The sequence below is a fragment of the Variovorax sp. 10N432 genome, from assembly GCF_056394465.1.
Genome location: NZ_JBFTHX010000024.1, coordinates 21,746 through 40,369, shown reverse-complemented (window position 1 = coordinate 40,369; position 18,624 = coordinate 21,746). Strand labels below are relative to the sequence as shown.

19 protein-coding genes are annotated in these 18,624 nt (G+C 67.6%); 5 read left to right on the top strand and 14 right to left on the bottom strand.

The genetic code is table 11. The annotated features are described in order from the left end of the window. Positions 1 to 28: 28 nt before the first annotated feature. The 14 genes from AC1DF3_RS24565 to fliE form a co-directional block, all read right to left on the bottom strand. Positions 29 to 1,366, bottom strand: coding sequence for an EAL and HDOD domain-containing protein (locus tag AC1DF3_RS24565; RefSeq protein WP_478141145.1), 1,338 nt, complete (start codon positions 1,364 to 1,366; stop codon positions 29 to 31). A 75-nt stretch (positions 1,367 to 1,441) separates the two neighbouring features. Continuing rightward, on the bottom strand, positions 1,442 to 3,478 hold the full coding sequence (cheA, locus tag AC1DF3_RS24560; protein ID WP_478141144.1) for a chemotaxis protein CheA: 2,037 nt from the start codon (positions 3,476 to 3,478) through the stop codon (positions 1,442 to 1,444). 52 nt (positions 3,479 to 3,530) lie between these two features. Further along, entirely contained in the window at positions 3,531 to 4,475 is a 945-nt protein-coding gene (gene motB, locus AC1DF3_RS24555; RefSeq protein WP_478141143.1) for a flagellar motor protein MotB, read from the bottom strand. A 17-nt stretch (positions 4,476 to 4,492) separates the two neighbouring features. Then, positions 4,493 to 5,353 (bottom strand): flagellar motor stator protein MotA, encoded by an 861-nt coding sequence (gene motA / locus AC1DF3_RS24550; protein ID WP_286503669.1) that lies wholly within the window; start codon positions 5,351 to 5,353, stop codon positions 4,493 to 4,495. Positions 5,354 to 5,419: 66 nt separating this feature from the next. After that, on the bottom strand, positions 5,420 to 6,028 hold the full coding sequence (flhC, locus tag AC1DF3_RS24545) for a flagellar transcriptional regulator FlhC (protein ID WP_478141142.1): 609 nt from the start codon (positions 6,026 to 6,028) through the stop codon (positions 5,420 to 5,422). Further along, positions 6,025 to 6,372 carry a flagellar transcriptional regulator FlhD gene (gene flhD, locus AC1DF3_RS24540; RefSeq protein WP_286504516.1) on the bottom strand — a complete coding sequence of 116 codons (348 nt, stop codon included), beginning with the start codon at positions 6,370 to 6,372 and terminating at the stop codon, positions 6,025 to 6,027. The genes flhC and flhD overlap by 4 nt, the downstream gene beginning before the upstream one ends. A 324-nt stretch (positions 6,373 to 6,696) precedes the next feature. Then, positions 6,697 to 6,990 carry an EscU/YscU/HrcU family type III secretion system export apparatus switch protein gene (locus tag AC1DF3_RS24535; protein ID WP_478141141.1) on the bottom strand — a complete coding sequence of 98 codons (294 nt, stop codon included), beginning with the start codon at positions 6,988 to 6,990 and terminating at the stop codon, positions 6,697 to 6,699. Then, on the bottom strand, positions 6,987 to 8,276 hold the full coding sequence (gene fliK / locus AC1DF3_RS24530; protein WP_478141140.1) for a flagellar hook-length control protein FliK: 1,290 nt from the start codon (positions 8,274 to 8,276) through the stop codon (positions 6,987 to 6,989). The genes AC1DF3_RS24535 and fliK overlap by 4 nt, the downstream gene beginning before the upstream one ends. A gap of 18 nt (positions 8,277 to 8,294) precedes the next feature. Continuing rightward, positions 8,295 to 8,627, bottom strand: coding sequence for a flagellar protein FliT (locus tag AC1DF3_RS24525; RefSeq protein WP_286537863.1), 333 nt, complete (start codon positions 8,625 to 8,627; stop codon positions 8,295 to 8,297). Positions 8,628 to 8,656: 29 nt separating this feature from the next. Continuing rightward, entirely contained in the window at positions 8,657 to 9,079 is a 423-nt protein-coding gene (gene fliS, locus AC1DF3_RS24520) for a flagellar export chaperone FliS (RefSeq protein ID WP_286537862.1), read from the bottom strand. Positions 9,080 to 9,100: 21 nt separating this feature from the next. Next, entirely contained in the window at positions 9,101 to 10,549 is a 1,449-nt protein-coding gene (gene fliD / locus AC1DF3_RS24515) for a flagellar filament capping protein FliD (RefSeq protein WP_478141139.1), read from the bottom strand. Between the two features lie 40 nt (positions 10,550 to 10,589). Beyond that, positions 10,590 to 10,931 (bottom strand): flagellar protein FlaG, encoded by a 342-nt coding sequence (locus AC1DF3_RS24510; protein WP_478141138.1) that lies wholly within the window; start codon positions 10,929 to 10,931, stop codon positions 10,590 to 10,592. 150 nt (positions 10,932 to 11,081) lie between these two features. Beyond that, entirely contained in the window at positions 11,082 to 12,728 is a 1,647-nt protein-coding gene (locus tag AC1DF3_RS24505) for a flagellin N-terminal helical domain-containing protein (protein WP_478141137.1), read from the bottom strand. Between the two features lie 172 nt (positions 12,729 to 12,900). Next, positions 12,901 to 13,218 (bottom strand): flagellar hook-basal body complex protein FliE, encoded by a 318-nt coding sequence (gene fliE, locus AC1DF3_RS24500; RefSeq protein WP_478141136.1) that lies wholly within the window; start codon positions 13,216 to 13,218, stop codon positions 12,901 to 12,903. Between fliE and AC1DF3_RS24495 the strand changes: the two genes are divergently transcribed. The 5 genes from AC1DF3_RS24495 to fliI all read left to right on the top strand — a co-directional run bounded on the left by AC1DF3_RS24495 (position 13,202) and on the right by fliI (position 18,613). Continuing rightward, the gene (locus tag AC1DF3_RS24495) at positions 13,202 to 13,501 is read left to right on the top strand and encodes a hypothetical protein (RefSeq protein WP_478141135.1); all 300 of its coding nucleotides are present in this window, start codon (positions 13,202 to 13,204) and stop codon (positions 13,499 to 13,501) included. The two genes, fliE and AC1DF3_RS24495, sit on opposite strands and share 17 nt — an antisense overlap. Next, complete coding sequence (gene fliF, locus AC1DF3_RS24490) at positions 13,498 to 15,237, top strand: flagellar basal-body MS-ring/collar protein FliF (RefSeq protein WP_478141134.1); 1,740 nt, start codon at positions 13,498 to 13,500, stop codon at positions 15,235 to 15,237. Before AC1DF3_RS24495 ends, fliF begins: the two co-directional genes overlap by 4 nt. Continuing rightward, complete coding sequence (gene fliG / locus AC1DF3_RS24485; protein WP_286526989.1) at positions 15,227 to 16,225, top strand: flagellar motor switch protein FliG; 999 nt, start codon at positions 15,227 to 15,229, stop codon at positions 16,223 to 16,225. Before fliF ends, fliG begins: the two co-directional genes overlap by 11 nt. Further along, the gene (gene fliH / locus AC1DF3_RS24480) at positions 16,212 to 17,030 is read left to right on the top strand and encodes a flagellar assembly protein FliH (RefSeq protein WP_478141133.1); all 819 of its coding nucleotides are present in this window, start codon (positions 16,212 to 16,214) and stop codon (positions 17,028 to 17,030) included. Before fliG ends, fliH begins: the two co-directional genes overlap by 14 nt. A gap of 152 nt (positions 17,031 to 17,182) precedes the next feature. Further along, entirely contained in the window at positions 17,183 to 18,613 is a 1,431-nt protein-coding gene (fliI, locus tag AC1DF3_RS24475; RefSeq protein ID WP_286537854.1) for a flagellar protein export ATPase FliI, read from the top strand. Positions 18,614 to 18,624 lie beyond the last annotated feature (11 nt).

The following is an 18,624-nucleotide window of genomic DNA, read 5'->3' as shown; positions in this document are numbered from 1 at the left end:
GGACAAATACCTTGCTGCTCGCGCTGCATCAGCTTGCGTCGTGGGCGTCGGCTTCCTGGGACCAGACCATCGCCGCCAGGTGCGCTGCGTTGACCTGGCCCGATCCCACGAACAGGGCCTCCGACAGCCGGGCGGCCTGGGCGGCGTCGGTTTCGCAGGCCTCCGCCAGCGCGAGGAAGGGCGCATAGACGCCTTCGCGCGCCAGGATCGCCTGCTGCACCGACCCCGCGAGCTGCACCTTGGCGAGCACCTCCGTCATCGGCACGCCGAGCAGTTGGTCGATCAAGGAGAACATGCCGACCACGAAGAGGTTGTCGGCCTCGCCGGGCGGCAGCATCCCCTGGCCCATCAGCTCGACGAAGCGGCCGCGCGTGATCGCCTTCTTGGTCATGAACGGCGCCGCGGCCCGGTTGCTGGTGGCCAGCAGCACGGACAGCCAGCGGAACAGCGGCGCGTAGCCCAGCATCGCCACCGCGTGGCGCAGGGAATGGATCTCGACACCCGCGCCGATGGCGGGCGAATTGATGTGACGCAGCAGCCGGTAGGTCAGGGCCGCGTCGCGCTTGAGCGCCGATTCGATGCTGCGCACGTTCTCGTTGCGCTGGATCATGTGCATCAGCCGCACGATCATCACCGACTCGGGCTGCAGTGCATCGCCGCCCTCCTTCACCGGCGGGTGCGCGAGCGCGCCGTCGACGAAGATGTCGACCCGCAGGTCGGCGCAGGCCCCGGCCTGGGCCCAGGTGTCGATGCGCGTGGCGATCAGCTGCACCGGCGCCCGGCCTTGCTGCTCCTCGGCGCGCACCCGCGCCACGCGCTCGGGGTCGCCGTCACCGACGTCGAGGTGCGTGATGATCTCGCGCAGCTCCGGATCGGCCGGCAGGCCGTCGGCATCCTTCAGCATGAAGCCGAAGCCCTGCTCGCGCAGGAAGAGCAGCATCGAGCGCGTGTCGACATCGCTCAGGTCGCCCAGGCCCATGCACAGCACCACGTTCTCCGGCGGCAGCGACTGCAGCTCGGCCAGGAACAGCCCGTCGACCGTGACGTCGAGGAACAGCACCAGCCGCCCGAGCCGCCAGCCGGTGCGCGGCGGATTCAAGTGCCGGGTGATGTTGTCGAGGAGCGCGATGAACTGGCTGGACGCATCGGGCATCGGCRCGGCGCCCGGCGTCGCGAGCCAGGCCATGCGATAGCCCTTGACCCGCTGCTGCGGGTCGAGCTGGAGTGCATGGCGCACGTAGCCGCTTGCCTCGCGCGGCCCGCCGAGCTCGTCCACCGGCTCCTCGCGGGCTTGCTCCGGCATGCCGGCGTCGCCCTTGCGGTTCGCGGCGGCCGCGCCCGAGGTTCGAAAGAAGTCAAAGCGCATGGCAGATGGCTCCGTATGAGGGTCGAGTCAAGCGTTCGGCGCGATGCAATGTCCGCGGCATGGCGTACGCAGGGCTCAAGCAGCAACCGCCGCCGGCCTGGCGGCGCCCGCCAGCGCCGCGGCGCTGGCCGCCTGTGCGCGCTGGATGCGCGGCATGGCGGCAACGTCGATGATGAAGGCCACGCTGCCGTCACCCAGGATCGTCGCGGCCGAGATGCCCGGCACCTTGCGGTAGTTGGTCTCGAGGTTCTTCACCACCACCTGGTGCTGGCCCAGCAGTTCGTCGACCAGCAGCGCGAAGCGCGCGTCGTCGGCCTGGACGATCACCAGGATGCCCTGGGTCGGGTCGACCTGCGCGCCCGCCACGTCGAAGACCCGGTGCAGCTCGATCAGCGGCAGGTACTCGCCGCGCACCTTGATCACGTGGCCGTCGGCGGTGATCGAATGCAGATGCTCGGCCAGCGGCTGCAGCGACTCGATCACGTAGCTCAGCGGCAGGATGTAGGCCTCGCTGCCGACCTTGACCGACATGCCGTTCAAGATCGCCAGGGTCAGCGGCAGCACGATGCGGGTGGTGGTGCCGTGGCCGCCGCGCGACTGGATCTCGACGTGGCCGCCCATCTCCTGGATGTTGCGCTTGACCACGTCCATGCCGACGCCGCGGCCCGAGATGTCCGTGACCTGCTCCGCGGTCGAGAAGCCCGGCGCAAAAATGAGCTGCCAGACTTCCTCGTCGGGGATCGTCTCGCTCACCGCCAGGCCCTGCTGCATCGCCTTGGCCAGGATCTTCTCGCGGTTCAGGCCGGCGCCGTCGTCGCTGACCTCGATCACGATGTTGCCGCCATGGTGCTGCGCCGACAGCAGCAGCTGGCCGGTGGCTTCCTTGCCCTTGGCGAGCCGGATGTCGGGCGTCTCGATGCCGTGGTCGAGGCTGTTGCGCACCAGGTGCGTGAGCGGGTCGATGATCCGTTCGATCAGGCCCTTGTCGAGCTCGGTCTCCTTGCCGAAGGTATCGAGCCGAACCTGCTTGCCGAGCTTGGCGCTGACGTCGCGGATCACCCGCGGGAAGCGGCTGAACACATAGTCCATCGGCATCATGCGGATCGACATCACCGACTCCTGCATGTCGCGCGCGTTGCGCTCCAGGTGGCCGAGGCCGCTCAGGAAGCGCTCGTAGACGACCGGGTCGAGCATCGTGGCGGCCTGGGTCAGCATCGACTGCGTGATCACCAGTTCGCCCACCAGGTTGATGAGCTGGTCGACCTTCTCGACATCGACGCGGATCGAGCTCGACTCCTTGGCGGCGGCCGCGGGCGCTGCGGCCGGTGCCGCCGAGGCCGGCCCGGCGGCCTTGGCGGCCGGCTCGGCTGCGGGGGCTGCGGCCGGTGCGGCTGCCGGCGCGGCCGCGGCTTGCGCCTCGGGCATTTCGCGCGAGATGTCGATCTGCGACTCGTCGATCACGAAGCAGCAGACGGCGATGATGTCGTCCGGGTCGCAGGTGGTTTCCAGCATCACCGTGAACTGGTCGTTGCTGCGGGTGCGGGAGCTCAGCGTGCCGAGGTTGGCGAGTTCGCCGGCGAGCAGTTCGCATTCGCTGTCCGACAGGCGGGCGAAGCGGATGCGCAGGGCGCCGGTCGATGCGGTCGCGGCCGCAGGCGCGGGCGCGGCGGCGGCCACCGTAACCGGCGCCGCAGCGGGTGCGGGTGCAGGCGCCGCGGCGCCCTCGCCGTTCTCCCGCGCGAGTTGCTGCAGCACGCCGCAGATGTGCGCGACACGTTCGGCTTCAGGCTCTTTGCCCGCCTGGTAGGCAGTGAGTTGTTCTTGCAAGGCGTCCTTCGTTTCCAAAAAGGCATCGATCATCGGACCGCTCAGGCGCAACTGGCCATGGCGTGCCCGGTCCAAAAGGGTCTCCAGCACGTGCGTCGTCTCGGTCAGCGCGGTGAAGCCGAAGGTGGCCGCACCGCCCTTGATCGAATGGGCCGCACGAAAGATCGCGTTGAGCTGCTCGCTGTCCGGCGAGTCGACGTCGAGCTCGAGGAGCAGTTGCTCCATCTGCGCCAGAAGCTCGATCGCTTCGACAAAGAAGGCTTGGGAAAACTGGCTGAGGTCCATCTGTGTGTTCCGGTGCCGGCGCTGCAAACACCGGCGTTGGGTCTGTCGTTGGTTACTGCGTCGGGCTGGTGGGATTGAAGGATGTCGGCTTCATCTCGCTGCTGGCGCCGGCGGTGCCGGAGGCGCCCGGGGTACCGGTCTTCAGCGCGCTGGCGCGCACCGCGGCACCGTCGCCGCTGTTCTCGCGCTCGATGCGTTCCTGGGTCTGGCGATTCAGCAGGATGATGCTGATGCGGCGATTGATCGGATTGCGCGGATCGGCGTTGTCCAGGTGCATGCTGTCGGACAGGCCGACCACGCGCAGCACCTTCGACTCCGACATGCCGCCGGTCACCAGTTCGCGCCGCGAGGCATTGGCGCGGTCGGCCGACAGCTCCCAATTGCCGTAGGCCTTGTCGCCATTGGTGTAGACGATGGCATCGGTGTGCCCCGACAAGGTCATCTTGTTCGGCAGTTCGTTGAGCTTCGGCCCGAGCTCGCGCAGGATGGCCCGCATGTGCGGCACCACGCGCGCGCTGGCGAGGTCGAACATCGGGCGGTTGTCGCTGTCGACCAGCTGCAGCCGAAGGCCTTCGGTGGTGATGTCGATCAGGATCTGCGAGCGGAACTGCTTGAAGACCGGGCTGTTCTCGATCAGCGTGTCGAGCTTCTGCTTCATGTCGGCCAGCCGCTGGGCGTCGAGCTCTTCCTCGCTCGGGTCGGCCTTCTTGACCTCGCCCTCGGTCGCCATCACGTCGGCGCCGCCGCCCGGGATCATGCTGCTGCTGAGGCTGCTTTTCTCGCCGCCCGCGAGCGCCACCTTGAGCGGCATGCGAAAGTGCTCGGCGATGCCGGCGCGCTGCTTCGGGGTCGAGATCGCCAACAGCCACATGACCAGGAAGAAGGCCATCATGGCGGTCATGAAGTCGGCGTAGGCGATCTTCCAGGCGCCGCCGTGGTGGCCGCCCCCATGGGCGACGACCCGCTTGATGACGACGCGGTGCTTCTCAGCGCTCATGGTTGCGGTCCCGGAACTCAGCGTGCCTTGACTTCCCGAACATGGTCATCCAGTTCGGTGAAGGAAGGACGTTCGGTCGAGAACAGCACCTTGCGGCCGAACTCGACGGCCAGCTGGGGTGCGTAGCCGTTCAGGCTGGCCAGCAGCGTGACCTTGGCGCACTGGTAGATCTTCATGGCTTCCTCGACCTTCTGGCCGATCAGCGAAGCCAGCGGCGCGACGAAGCCGTAGGCCAGCAGCACGCCCAGGAAGGTGCCGACCAGCGCGTGCGCGATCAGCGCGCCCATCTCGTCGGGCGGCAGGTTGGCCGAGGCCAGCGCATGGACCACGCCCATCACGGCGGCCACGATGCCCAGCGCCGGCAGCGCATCGGCCACGCCGGCCAGGCTGTGCTGCGGCACCGCGGCCTCATGGCGGATGGTCTCGATCTCGTGGTCCATCAGGGCCTCGATCTCGAACGGGTCGGTGTTGCCGCTGATGACCAGGCGCAGGTAGTCGCAGAGAAACTCCATCAGCTCGTGGTCGGCCATGAGCGCCGGGTAGCGCCCGAAGATCTCGCTCTCGGCCGGATTTTCGACGTCGTTCTCGAGCTTCATCATGCCGTCCTTGCGGGCCTTGGCGAGCAGCTCGTACAGCAGGGCCAGCAGGTCCATGTAGAGCTGCCGGTTGTGCTTGGACGAACGCAGCAGCAGCGGCAGTTCCTTCATGGTCGCCTTGATCGTCTTGCCGTTGTTGCCGGCGATGAAGGCGCCGAGCGCGGAGCCGCCGATCATCAGCAACTCGACCGGCTGGAACAGGACGCCGAAATGCCCGCCCATGAGGGCGTAGCCGCCGAAAACGGCCCCTATGACTACCAGGTATCCAACCAGCACGAGCACGCGCGTCCCCTTTTGCCCGCAGGCATCAAATCAAGAAATTGCCGAATAAGCGAAAAACTGCCGTTTTCAATGAACTCCGTTGGCGCCCAACGCGGAATGCACTGCCAGAATCGGAGCCGCCGCAACTTGAGGCGCCTTGACCGGCTCGTCGATCCGTTTCGGACCCCGCACCTTGCCGGCGCGCGACGGCGGGCGGCACAGCACGCAGACATAGCCATGCTTGTGGTCATGCGCGTGCGCAACGAAATTCCCGCCGCAACGGCTGCAGGCACTGAGTTGCAGCATGTCGCTGTCGAAAAAGCGGACCATCGTGTAGGCACGCGTGAAATCCAGCACGATTTCGCCGCCATGGGCCTCGATCTGCTCCGAATAAAGGCGGTAGGCCTTGATCAGCGCCTGCAGCCTGGGCTCATTGGCTTCGTGCAGCATGAAGCGGTACATGTTGTAGAACATCGACGAATGGATATTGGCCAGCCATGTCATGTACCAGTCGGTCGAAAACGGCAACAGCCCTTTTGGCGGCGAGACGCCCTTGAGTTCCTTGTACAGGCGAATTAGCCGTTCACGGCTCAATTCGACTTCCGCTTCCAGGAATTGAAGGCGGGCACCGAGCTCGATCAATTCGACCGCCAGCCGGACCTGCCGGACTTCGCCGAGGACGCTTTTCGAGCTCATGCCAGTGCGTCCGTGTCGCGGGGCTGGAGCTGGCGGGCGGCCATCAGGATCGACATGTGGGCCTGCTGGAGCGTGGTGTCCTTGCCTTCGCCGAACACCGCGAACATCGGGTGGTCGTCGAGCCTGAAGCTGCAGAGCAGGAAATTGGATGTCGCCAATTTGACAATCTGCGTCAAGGACATGTTGGCCAGCAAATCGGCCAATTCACGACCGACGCCGAGGCGGTACATTGCCGCGGCGCGATCCTGCTTGGCCAGCTTTTGAGCGAGCAGCATATAGGCCAGGTTAATGTCGCCGATCTCTTTCGAGATGTCGCCATTATTTACGCCGCCATCGATATCCATTTCCACTCTGCACTCCATTCAATCAAGTCTGCAGTCTATACACAATTTCTAACAAATTCACCACCCTAAGAGCACTCATTCCGAAAAGTGAGACTTATCTGACGTACTGTCGGAGTCGGCTTACAGACGGTCTGTTTTCCCAATGAAAAGTAGTTCAAACTACTTACGGAATAATAGGCGACCGCGTGCAATTGGGTGATTAAAAAGTATTAAAAATTCAATTGAACTACAAAGTACTAATCATTAAAGCTCGCGAAAATCCAATGAAGATTCATTGATACTGAAACAAAACGTATCATTTAGAAAACATCGGCGATGCCATCGTCATGCCTGCGGGGCCCCGGCGATATCCGCCCGGGCTTCGAGTTCGTGGATCCAGGCCATGACCTCGGCCACGGCGCGATAGAGCTGCGGCGGGATCTGCTGGTCGAGGTCGACCTGCATCAGCAGCTTGACCAGGCCCGCCGAGGCATGGACATAAAGGCCGTTCCGCCGGGCTTCGCGCATGATCGATTCGGCCACCACGCCATAGCCCTTGGCCACGACCACCGGTGCCCGGTTCTTGTCGGCATGCGACAGCGCCACCGCGCTGTGCCGGTCGTCCATGGGCGTGCTCACGACGCACCTCCTGCCGGCGCCATCGGCGCCACCTGCAGCTCCTGCATGCGCAGGCCGGCGGCTTCCATCCGCTGCACCAGCGTGCCGCCGTCGGCGCGCAGGGTCGCCACCGTGCCGGCCTCGCTGGCGGCCAGCCGGGCCTGCACGCCAGGGCCGGCCAGGCTCAGCCGGAGGTCGACCTGGCCGAGCCGGGGCAGGCTCATGGCGACCGTGGTCGACCATCGCTGCGGCGGGTCGTCGCCCGATCCTTCGTCCGACGGGTCGGCGGCTTCCTTCTCGACCGTCCAGTTCATCGCCACGCCCGGCCAGGCCTCGCCGCTCCAGCGGAACACCGCCGTGGCGAGCAAGTCGAGTTGCTGATGCACCAGGTTCACGGCCTGGGGATGAATCACTTCGCCCAGCGGGACCGCGGCCTTGGGAGCGAACGCGGCCGCGTGGTGAGAGGCACCGGCTTCCTCCACCCGCTCGGCCGCCGGTGCATCCGCTGCCGGCACCGAGGCTGTCGCCTCGCCGCGTCCATAGGCCGCCTGCAGCCGGGCGGCGTCGGGCGTCGGCGCCGGGCCGGCTTCCGGCGCGGTGTTGTCGACGGCGGCAGCTGCCGTGCTCACCAGTGCGGGGCCGGGCGCTGGCGCGGCGCCGTTGCCGGCAGCCGCGGCGACCACGGGCTGGGCGCTGCGCGGCAAGGCGCCGGCTTCATCCAGCGTCGGCTCGGCGACGGCACGCACGGCTTCTTCGGCAGCGGGCGCGCCCTCGCCGGATGCGGCGGCAGGCGCCGGCTCGGCGGCGCGTTGCGCCGCCAGCGGCGTCGCCCAGCGCGCCTGCGGCTCCTGCATCAGCTGGACCAGCGGACGCGCGCCGGCAGCGAACTCGAGCAGGTGGGATTCGTAGAACAAGCCGCTCTGGGCCACGGTCTGCGCCAGCGCGCCGGCCAGCGCCGGCGCCGAGGGTGGCTGTCGTGAGGGCCATGCGGGTGCGGCGCCACGCACCGGACCCGCATCCGATTCGAGGTCGGCCAGCACCGCGCTGATGACGCGCGCCGCCACCGACAGCTCCGCCTCGGGCGCTGGCCGCGCCGAGGCGGCCGGCGGCAGGCCGGACGGTCCGCCCGGCAGTACCCGGTCGAGCGCAGCCTTCGAAGGCAGGCGAACGTCGTTCTCGACCTTCAGCACCTCCGACACCGCGCCGGGCGCACCGATCCGGGTCTCGGCCTTGATCGCGAGCACGTCCAGACGCGGCGAAGCCTTGACGGCCAGCAGCGCATCGATGAGTCCGGTGAGTCCGCTCATGGCCAGTTCCCTCGCGTCTCAGTGCGGCGGCCCGTAGGCCTTGCCCAGGTTGCGCTGCTGATGCAGGTAACCCATGCGGGAGAGCAGTTGTTCGATCTGCGGCTTGACCAGCCCGCAGACCTCGTCCTGGTCGAGGCGGATGCGCTCGATCAGGCGCAGCGCCTCCTCGAACTGGCTCGGTTCCAGCGTTTCGAGCGGCACCAGCACCTTGAGTCGTTCGACGATCGCGGCGCATTTCTCCTCGAGCGCCGGCAGTTGGCCCCACTCCTTGGCGCGGGCCAGTTCAGCCATGAGCGCTACGCCCGAGGCCAGTTGCCCGTAGCAATGCACGACTTCACTCCTGGTCGCCATGGTGTTCCCTTTTGTTCTTTTGTTGCCGGTCAGTCGCGCGCCGGGCCGGCGTCGATCTCGCGCCATGCCGACGCGATGCTCTCGAGCAGCGTGTCGGCTTCGTCGAGCGCCTGCGTGTCGTTGCGCAGGTTGGCTTGCAGCAGCCGCTGGATGATGTAGCCGTAGAGGGCCGACAGGTTGGCCACCAGGGCCTCGCCTTCGGGGCCCGCGGCCTTGGCGTCGAGCACCGCCCGGAGGCCGTTGTCGACGATGTCGACCGCCTTGGAGATCGCCTGGCCCTTGGGACCGATGTCGCCGGTCGACATGTGGTGGCGGGCCATGCCGATGGTCGACCTGGCACCGTCGAACAGCATGCAGATCAGCTGGTGCGGCGAGGCGCTCATGGCGCCGGTTTCGACGCCGACGCGCGCATACGCGCCGGCGCCGGTCCTGAAGGTGTGGGGGGTGTACATCGTCGACTTCCGGGAAGGGCGTTACTTGCTGCTGGAGCTCATCGCATCGAACTGCTGCTTCAGGTAGCTCAAGGTGCTGTTCATGCTGTTGACCAGCACGTCGAGCTGGTTGAATTGCTTGCGGTAGCGCGCCACCGTGTCGTCGACCCGGGTCTGCATCGCGTCGTACTGCTTGTCGAGCTCCTTGATCGTCTCCGTGACGCCGTCCGAGGCCACCTTGAGCGAGCCGCCGGTGCTGTTGAGGTCGGTCACCAGGGCGTCGATCTGCTTGCCGTAGCCCGATGTGCTGCCGGTGGCGCTGGCGAACAGGTTCGCGACGCCTTCCAGGTTGCTGCCGAGCGCCTTGTCGAGCTTGGTCGAGTCGACCGCCAGCGTGCCGTCCTTCTGGAAGCTGACGCCGATCTCGGTCAGCACCTTGAAGCCGTCGGTGCCGCCGGCCTGCGGCGTCGTGAGCGCCTGGCGGATGCGGGTCTGGAGGTTGCGCAGCGTCGAGTCGCCCATCAGCGCGGCGCCGGTCTTGGTGTCGGCGTCATAGGCGGTCAAGGTGGTAGCCGTGCTCTGCAGGCTGTTGTAGGCCTTGACGAAATCGTTGATCGCGCTCGTCACCGAACTGGTGTTGGCCTTCATCGACAGGCCGGTGGTGCCGGTGTTCACCAGCGTCAGCGTGCTGCCCTGGATCGCTTCCTTGACCGTGTTGCTGGCGCTGGTGATCGCGATCCCGTTGACCGTGAGCTTGGCGTTCTGCGCCGCCACGGTCTGCTTCAGGTTCTGGGTGCCGGCCGGGTCGTTGCCCAGCAGGTTCTGCAGCGCCGCATCGCCGTCCACCGAGATCCGCATGCTCGAAGCTTCGCCGGTCTGGGTCGACACCAGCACCAGCCGATTGGGCGTGCCGCTGCCGTCGTTGACGATGCTGGCCGTGACACCGGCATCGGCGCCGTTGATCGCGTCGCGGATGCCCGCCAGCGTGTTGTTGCTGGGGTCGATCGTGATCGGCTTGGCGACGCGCGAGGCGTCGGCGGCGAAAGTGGCGCCGCTGTACTGGCCGGTGGCCGGGTCCAGGGTGCCGCCGGTGATGGTGCCGAAGTCGATCGTGATCTTGCCATTGCCGATTGCGGTCGTGGTGCTCGCCTGCCCGGCCGCGATCGCCGACTGCGACTGCGCCAGCTGCGACACCGTGATGCTGTAGTTGCCGGCCGAGCTGGCGTCGGTGGACGAGGCGGCCAGGATGCCGCTCACGGTCGGGGTGCCGGTGACCGACTGGAACAGCGCCGGGTCCGACAGCTTCTTGGCGGCGGTCTGCAGCACGCTGAGCGCGCTCTGCACCGTGCCATAGGCCGACAGCTTGCTGGTGTAGCTCTTCGCCTTCGCATCGAGGGCCACCAGCGGCTGGCTTTCCGCCGTCTGCAGCTGCGTGAGAAGGGTGGCCAGGTCGAGGTTGGAGCCGACGCCCAGGCTGGTGATCGTTGCCATCTTGTTGCTTTCCTGTATTACGTTTGAAGAGGGACCCGCCTCAGGCCTGCTGGCTCACCAGCATCCCGGGCGCCTTGCCCATGACCTTCGCGATGCGAACCACTTCTTCGGTCGGGATCTGGCGGATCACCACGCCGTTGGTCTGGTCGACCACCTTGACGATGACCTTGTCGGTGTCCTTGTCGATCTCGAACTGCAGGCTGACCGAACGCATCTCGAGCGAGGCGTTGACGGCCTGCACCGCGGTCTCGACCTGCGCCGGCGTCGCTTCCTCGACCGGCTCCGCCGCCTCGTCCGCGGCCGCAGCACCCGCGGCGCGGCCGACGAGCAGTTGCGTCCATGGGCTGTCCTTCGCGGGAATCGGGGCAAGCGGGTTCGACATCTTCTCCACCTTGGTTGCGGGGTTCGCTGTGCTCTGCGGCCTTGCCATCGCGCATGGCCGCAGAGCACAGCGCAGGCCGCGAGGCCTGGCGCCGCCAGGACCTTCCCTTGCGGGAGGGGCCTGGCATTCCTTTCGTTAACGGCTAGTTGATCAACGCAGGAGGGACAGCACGCCTTGCGTGGTCTGGTTGGCCTGCGACAGCACCGAGGTACCGGCTTGCTGCAGGATCTGGGCGCGCGTCATGTTCGACACTTCCACCGCGTAGTCCGCGTCTTCGATGCGCGAGCGCGACGACGACAGGTTGGTGATGGTGGTGCCGAGGTTGGCGATCGTCGAGTCGAAACGGTTCTGCACCGCACCCAGCGAGGAGCGCAGCTTGTCGACCTTCGACAGGGCGGCGTCGATGGCCTTGAGCGGGTCGGCCGTCGCGGTGGTGTTGCTGACCGCGTTGGTGGTCAGCTTGCCGACCTTGGCCGAGTCCGCGTAGACGATGTTCGCCTTGCTGTCGGTCACGACGCCGTTCTGCTGCATCGTGATCGTCTCGGACGTGGCCGTTCCGAGCGCGCCGCTGATGTCGACGAATTGCGCGCCACCGTTCGTGACGGCACCCGAGGTGGCCACGCTGTACGCGGCGGTGCCGCCGGTGGCGCCGTCGATGTCGATCGTGGCGACGGCCGCGAAGGTGTTGACCAGCGCATTGACCGTCGAGGCAGCTGCAGGCTCGCCCTTGACGTTCATCGTGCCGGCCGTGGCCGTGGCGGTGAACACGGTGCCCGTGTTGTTCAGCTTGATCGTGTCGCCGGCAGTCGCCATCTTGGCGGTCAACGACGCGACGGTGGCAGCAGCGGCCGTGCCGCCGTTGTCGGTCGGCGTCAGGTTGCCGTTGGTGGCGTCGACGAACAGCGCAGAGCCGTCAGCCGCGGTGATGCCGCCGGAGCTGTCGATCTTGATGTCGGTGGACTTGCCGCCGAGAGTCACGGTAGCCGAGTAGCTCTGGCCGGCCGGCGGCTTCAGCGAATTCGTCAGCGCGGCGCCGCTGCGGCCCGTTTCGGCGACCGTATAGCTCTTCGATGCGGCGCTGTAGGTGTAAGTCGCGGTGCCGACCGCGACAGTGCCGCCGTCCTGCATCTTGCCGAGCACGTCGTTGGCGGTGGCAGCGGTAGTGCCCTTCGTGTAGGCGGTGGCGCCGTTGGTCGTCGCGCCCTTGTTCCAGCCAGCGACCAGCAGGTCCGACTCGGTCGCGGTCTTGTTGGCAGAGCCCTTGCCGTTGATGTTGAAGCCGTCGAGACCGAGCGTCTTCGAGCTGATTTCCTGCAGGTCGATGTCGATGGTTTCGCCATCGTTGGCACCGACTTGCACCGTCAGCTTGCCAGCGTCGGCCGAGAGCACCTTCACGCCGTTGAACTGGGTCTGTTGCGAGACGCGGTTGATTTCGTCGAGGCGCTGCGTGATTTCACCCTGGATCGAGTCCAGGTCGCTCTGCGAGTTGGTGCCGGTGGCGGCTTGCACCGACAGTTCGCGAACGCGCTGCAGGTTGTTGTTCACTTCGGTCAGCGCGCCTTCGGTCGTTTGAGCGATCGAGATGCCGTCGTTGGCGTTGCGCGATGCTTGCGTCAGGCCCTTGATGTTGGCCGTGAAGCGGTTCGCGATGGCCTGGCCGGCGGCGTCGTCCTTCGCGCTGTTGATGCGCATGCCGGACGACAGACGCTCGATCGCGGTGTTCAGCGACGATTGCGACTTGTTGAGGTTGTTCTGCGTGAGCAGCGAGAGACTGTTGGTATTGATGACTGACGTCATGCTCGACTCCTGTTTACAAAGGTTGTGGACTACTTCCGGCCTCTGGCCGTAACGTTGGACCCTCTCTCACCGTGAGACTCAGGCCACCGTTGGTTCAGTTATCGGCACACCCTTTGAAACATTTAGGGGCCCGGCTCAAATAATCGCGAGCCCTCTTCACAACCTCTGCGGCTCAAGCCGGCAGGTTCATGACCTCTTGATATGCGCTCACCAGCCGGTTGCGCACCTGCAGCCCGGTCTGGAACGCGACGTTGGCCTTCTGCAGGTCGACCATGACGTCGTTCAGGGCGATGCCCGGCTTGCCCAGTTCGAAGGATTCGGCCTGGCCGTAGGCCTTGGTCTGGGCGCCGCTGATGTTGTCCAGCGAGCGCTTGAGTTCGGCCGCGAAGCCGCCCCCGTCGGTGGGCGCGGCGGCGGCGGGCGAGAACCCGGCCTGCACGGCGGTGGCCCGCATCTGCTGCAGGACGGATTCGATGGCGGTGATCGACATGGCTTTCCTTTGTTTACTTTGGTGTTGCTATAGAAGCGCCCAGGCGCTCCGTCGTCCTTTCAGCGTAGCAAGGGAAGACCCCGATAAAAGCGGCCAACAGACGGCTAAACCCACCGCTGTTCGGTCCATCGAATTTGTTACGGCTGCTCACAATCAACCGCGAAACGACAAGCCCGCTGACGACTTCACGGCCTACGGCATGACCTCTGAACAACAAACCCTCTCTCTCTGCATGACCACGCACCGTCCCGGCGCACCGGCCATGGCGGGGATCCGACAATGAGTGCGACCGCCCCCGCGATCCCGGCGCCCGCAGCCTCCTCGCTGCCGCCGATGCTCGAGCGCCTGCGGGCCCAGCCCAAGCTGCCGATCGTCATCGGCGCCGCCGTGCTGGTGACCGCCGTGGCCGCGTTCACGCTGATGAACCGCGGCCCTGACTACAAGGTGCTCTACACCAACGTCTCGGACCGCGACGGCGGCGCGATCATCGCGTCGCTGCAGCAGATGAACGTGCCCTACAAGTTCGCCGAGGGCGGCGGCGCGATCCTGATCGCCGGCGACAAGGTGCCCGAGGTCCGGCTCAAGCTCGCGGCCCAGGGCCTGCCCAAGGCCGGCGGCGTCGGCTTCGAACTGATGGACAACCAGAAGTTCGGCACCAGCCAGTTCGCCGAGCAGGTCAACTACCAGCGCGCGCTCGAAGGCGAGCTCGCGCGCTCGATCGAATCGGTCGGCACGGTGGAGTCGGCGCGGGTCCACCTGGCGCTGCCCAAGCCCTCGCTGTTCGTGCGCGAGCAGAAGAAGCCCTCGGCCTCGGTGGTGCTGACCTTGCAGCGCGGCCGCAGCATCGACGAGGGCCAGGTCAGCGCCATCGTCCACATGATCTCCAGCAGCGTGCCGGAACTCGACCCCAAGAGCGTCACGGTGGTCGACCAGCGCGGCAACCTGCTGTCGGCGGCCAACAGCAGCGCCCGCGGCCTGGACGTGAGCCAGCTCAAGTACGTGCAGGAGATCGAGCAGGGCTACATCCGCCGCATCGAGGCCATCCTGCAGCCGATCGTCGGCGCCAACAACGTGCGCGCCCAGGTCGCGGCCGACATCGACTTCTCGGTGATGGAGCACACCGACGAGAAGTACAAGCCCAACCAGGAGCCCGGCAAGGCCGCGATGCGCAGCCAGCAGTCGAGCGAGTCGAACCAGCAGGGCGGCACGCCGCCCGGCGGCGTCCCCGGGGCGCTGTCGAACCAGCCGCCGGGCACCCCGAGCGCGCCGATCACCACCGCCCCCCGGCCCGGAACGCCGGGCGCCCCGGCGGCGGCGCCAGGCGGCGCGAACGCGGCGAGCACGACCACCTCGGTGGCGACCGGGCCGAGCAGCACGCGCAAGGACGTCACGACGAACTACGAGCTCGACCGCTCGATCCGCCACGTGCAGCAAGGTGCCGGCGGCGTCAAGCGGCTGTCGGTGGCGGTGGTGGTGAACTACAAGGACACGACCGACGGCGCCGGCAAGAGCAGCCAGCGGGCGCTGACCCCGGTCGAGATCGAGCAGATCCGCAACCTGGCGCGCGAGGCGATGGGCTTCAGCCAGGACCGCGGCGATTCGCTCAACGTGGTGAACAGCGCCTTCGCGGACGACAACAAGGAACCGACCGCTGCCGCCGTGCCGTTCTGGCGCGACCGCGACAACCTCGATCTCGGCAAGACCCTCGGCCAGTACCTGCTGCTCGCCTTCCTGGCCCTGTTCGCCTGGTTCGCGGTGCTGCGGCCCCTGCTGCGCAAGCACCTCGCGCCGCCCCCCGCTCCGGCACCGGCCATGGTCGAACCCGGCGCCGACGGCGAAGCCGCCGGCGACCCGCCGGCCGAGTCCGACGAACCGGCGATCTCGGCCGAAGAGGCCCTGCGCCAGCGCGAGGCCCTGCGTCACAAGGTCGACCTCGACTATGCCCATCAACTCGCCGAGCAGGATCCGAAGCTGGTCGCCACGCTGATCCAGCACTGGATGAACACCCATGATCAGTGAAACCGGAACCCGCAAGAGCGCCATCCTGTTGATGGCCCTCGGTGAAGACCGCGCCGCCGCGGCGCTGGCGCACCTCGCCACCAGCGAGGTGCAGACCCTCGGCCTCGCGATGGCGAAGCTCGCCTCGGTCTCCAAGAACGAGCTGAACACGGTGCTGTCCGAGTTCCGCCACGAGACCGAGCAGCTGTCGGCGCTGCACCTGGGCTCGAGCAGCTACATCCGCGCCGTGCTCAAGAAGGCGCTCGGCGACGACCGCGCCAGCAACCTGCTGGAAGACATCCTGCAGAACGACGAGCCGCACAGCGGCATCGAGCGGCTGAACCAGCTCGAGGCCAGCGAAGTGGCCGAGCTGATCCGCGACGAGCATCCGCAGATCCTGGCGACCGTGCTGATCCACCTGGACCGCATGAAGGCCTCGGAGGTGCTCGAGAAGCTGCCGACCCGACTGCGCCACGACGTCATCATGCGGGTGGCCACCTTCGGCGGCGTGCAGCCTTCGGCGCTCCACGAACTGACCGACGTGCTGACCGAGATGCTCTCGGGCCAGGGCCTGAAGCGCAGCCGCCTGGGCGGCGTGCGGACCGCGGCCGAGATCGTCAACTTGATGAACAGCACGCAGGAAGAGGAAGCGATCGCCCATGTGCGCGAGCACGACGAGGCGCTGGCGCAGCGGATCATCGACGAGATGTTCGTGTTCGAGAACCTGCTGAGCCTGGAAGACCGCAGCATCCAGCGCCTGCTCAAGGACATCGAATCCGACTCGCTCATCATCGCGCTCAAGGGCGCACCGCAGGAGCTGCGCGACAAGTTCCTGGCCAACATGTCGCAGCGCGCCGCCGAGACGCTGCGCGAGGACATGGAGCTCAGCGGACCGGTGCGCGTCTCGCAGGTCGAGACCGAACAGAAGGCGATCCTGCAGGTCGCGCGCCGCCTCGCGGAAGCCGGCGAAATCGTGATTGCTGCGCCAGGCACCGATGACTTCGTCTAAGTACCCCTCCGCCGCAGCCCCGTCGCCCTTCGGCACCCGGGCGCGCATGGCCACCGCCTACGCGCCGCCGGTGCGCAGCGCGGCGAGCACGAAGCCGGCCAAGCCGTTGCTGTCCGCCTGGCAGCGCTGGGAGATGGACACGCTGGACGACCCTGCCCCGCGCCCTGCCCCGGGCCCTGCCGGCCGCGGCAGCGTGGCGCCGGCCGTCGAGGCACCGCCGTCGGTGGCGCTGCTGCATGCCGCCGAGCTGGTGAGCCTGCGCCGCGAGGCCCGCAGCGCCGGCGACGCCGAAGGCCGGCGCGAAGGCCACGCCAAGGGCCATGCCGAAGGCTACGCACAGGGCCGCACCGAGGGGCTGGCGGCCGGCCTGGCCGCGGCCAGCGCACATGCCGAGCAACTGCGCGCGCTGGCCGCCAGCTTGCCCGCGGCGCTGCGGCGCGCCGACAGCGAACTGGCCGACGCGGTGCTCACGCTGGCGCTCGACGTCGCGCGCCAGGTGGTGCACCGCACCCTGCGCGCCGAGCCCGAATGGGTGCTGCCGATGGTGCAGGACCTGCTGCACACCGAACCGGCGCTGCAGGGCGAGCCGCGCCTGCTGCTGCATCCGGACGACGTCGCGCTGGTGCGCAACAGCCTGGGCAACGAGCTGCAGGCCGCCGGCTGGCAGGTCCGACCCGACGAGACGATGACCCGCGGCGGCTGCCGCGTGCAATCGGCCACCGGCGAGATGGACGCCAGCCTCGAAACCCGCTGGAAGAGCGTCACCGCGGCCCTGCACCGCGACGTCGACGCCCAGGACGTCTGAAATGAAACACCCCCCGAAGCGCCTGCGGCGCCTCCCCCCTCGAGGGGGGCGATACCAGCGGCCCGGCAAAGCCGGTTCCGCGGTATCCCTGGCACTTGGCTGCGCCAGTTTCGTGGGTCGCGGGCCGCGCACTGCGCGATGGAGCAACTAGGATGTCACCCCTTCTGCAAGACGACGCACCCGCGGCCGCCAATCCCCACCTGAAGTCCTGGCTGAGCACGCTCGCGCAGGCCCGCAGCGACGTCAGCCAGTGCGCGATGACGGCCCATTCGGGCCGCCTGACGCGCGCCGTCGGCCTGGTGCTGGAGGCCGTCGGCCTGCAGCTGCCGGTCGGCAGCGACTGCCTGATCGAACTGCCGCCCGGCCATCCGCAACGCCATGCCGAAGCCGAAGTGGTCGGCTTCGCGGGCGACCGGCTGTTCCTGATGCCGCAGACCGAAGTGGCCGGGCTGGTGCCCGGGGCCAAGGTGTTTCCGCGCAGCGGCGCGCCCGGCTCGGGCCTGGCCGGCGAGGCCCACACCAAGCGGCTGCCGGTCGGCGAGGGCATGCTCGGCCGCGTGGTCGATGCCGTGGGCCGGCCGCTCGACGGCCTGGGTCCGCTCGACATCAGCCGCAAGGTGCCGCTGTCGTCGCCGCCGATCAATCCGCTCACGCGGGCGCCGATCGACTCGGTGCTGGACGTCGGCGTGCGCGCCATCAACTCGATGCTCACGGTCGGCCGCGGCCAGCGCATGGGCCTGTTCGCCGGCTCGGGCGTCGGCAAGAGCGTGCTGCTGGGCATGATGGCCCGCTACACCAGCGCCGAGGTGATCGTGGTCGGCCTGATCGGCGAGCGCGGCCGCGAAGTCAAGGACTTCATCGAGAACACGCTCGGCGAGGAAGGCCTGGCGCGGGCGGTGGTGGTCGCCGCGCCGGCCGACAACTCGCCGCTGCTGCGGCTTCAGGGTGCCGCCTACGCGACCTGCCTGGCCGAGTACTTCCGCGACCTCGGCAAGGACGTGCTGCTGATCATGGACTCGCTCACGCGCTATGCGATGGCGCAGCGCGAGATCGCGCTGGCGGTCGGCGAGCCGCCGGCCACCAAGGGCTATCCGCCCTCGGTGTTCGCGAAGCTGCCGGCACTGGTCGAGCGCGCCGGCAACGGTGCCCGGGATGCCGACGGGCGCGGCGGCTCGATCACCGCTTTCTACACGGTGCTCTCGGAAGGCGACGACCAGCAGGACCCGATCGCCGACTCGGCCCGCGCCATCCTCGACGGCCACGTGGTGCTGTCGCGCACGCTGGCCGAAGCCGGGCACTACCCGGCGATCGACATCGAGGCCTCGATCAGCCGCGCGATGACCGCGCTGATCCCGCCCTCGCAGTTCGACACCGTGCGCCGCTTCAAGCAGATGCTGTCGCGCTACCAGCGCAACCGCGACCTGATCAGCGTCGGCGCCTACGCCCCAGGCCACGACCTGCAGCTGGACCAGGCGATCGCGATGTATCCGCGCATCGAGGCCTTCCTGCAGCAGTCGATGGAAGAGCCCACCGACTACCCGACGTCGATCGCGCGCATGACGAAGCTGTTCGAACCCACCTGACGAAGGAAGGA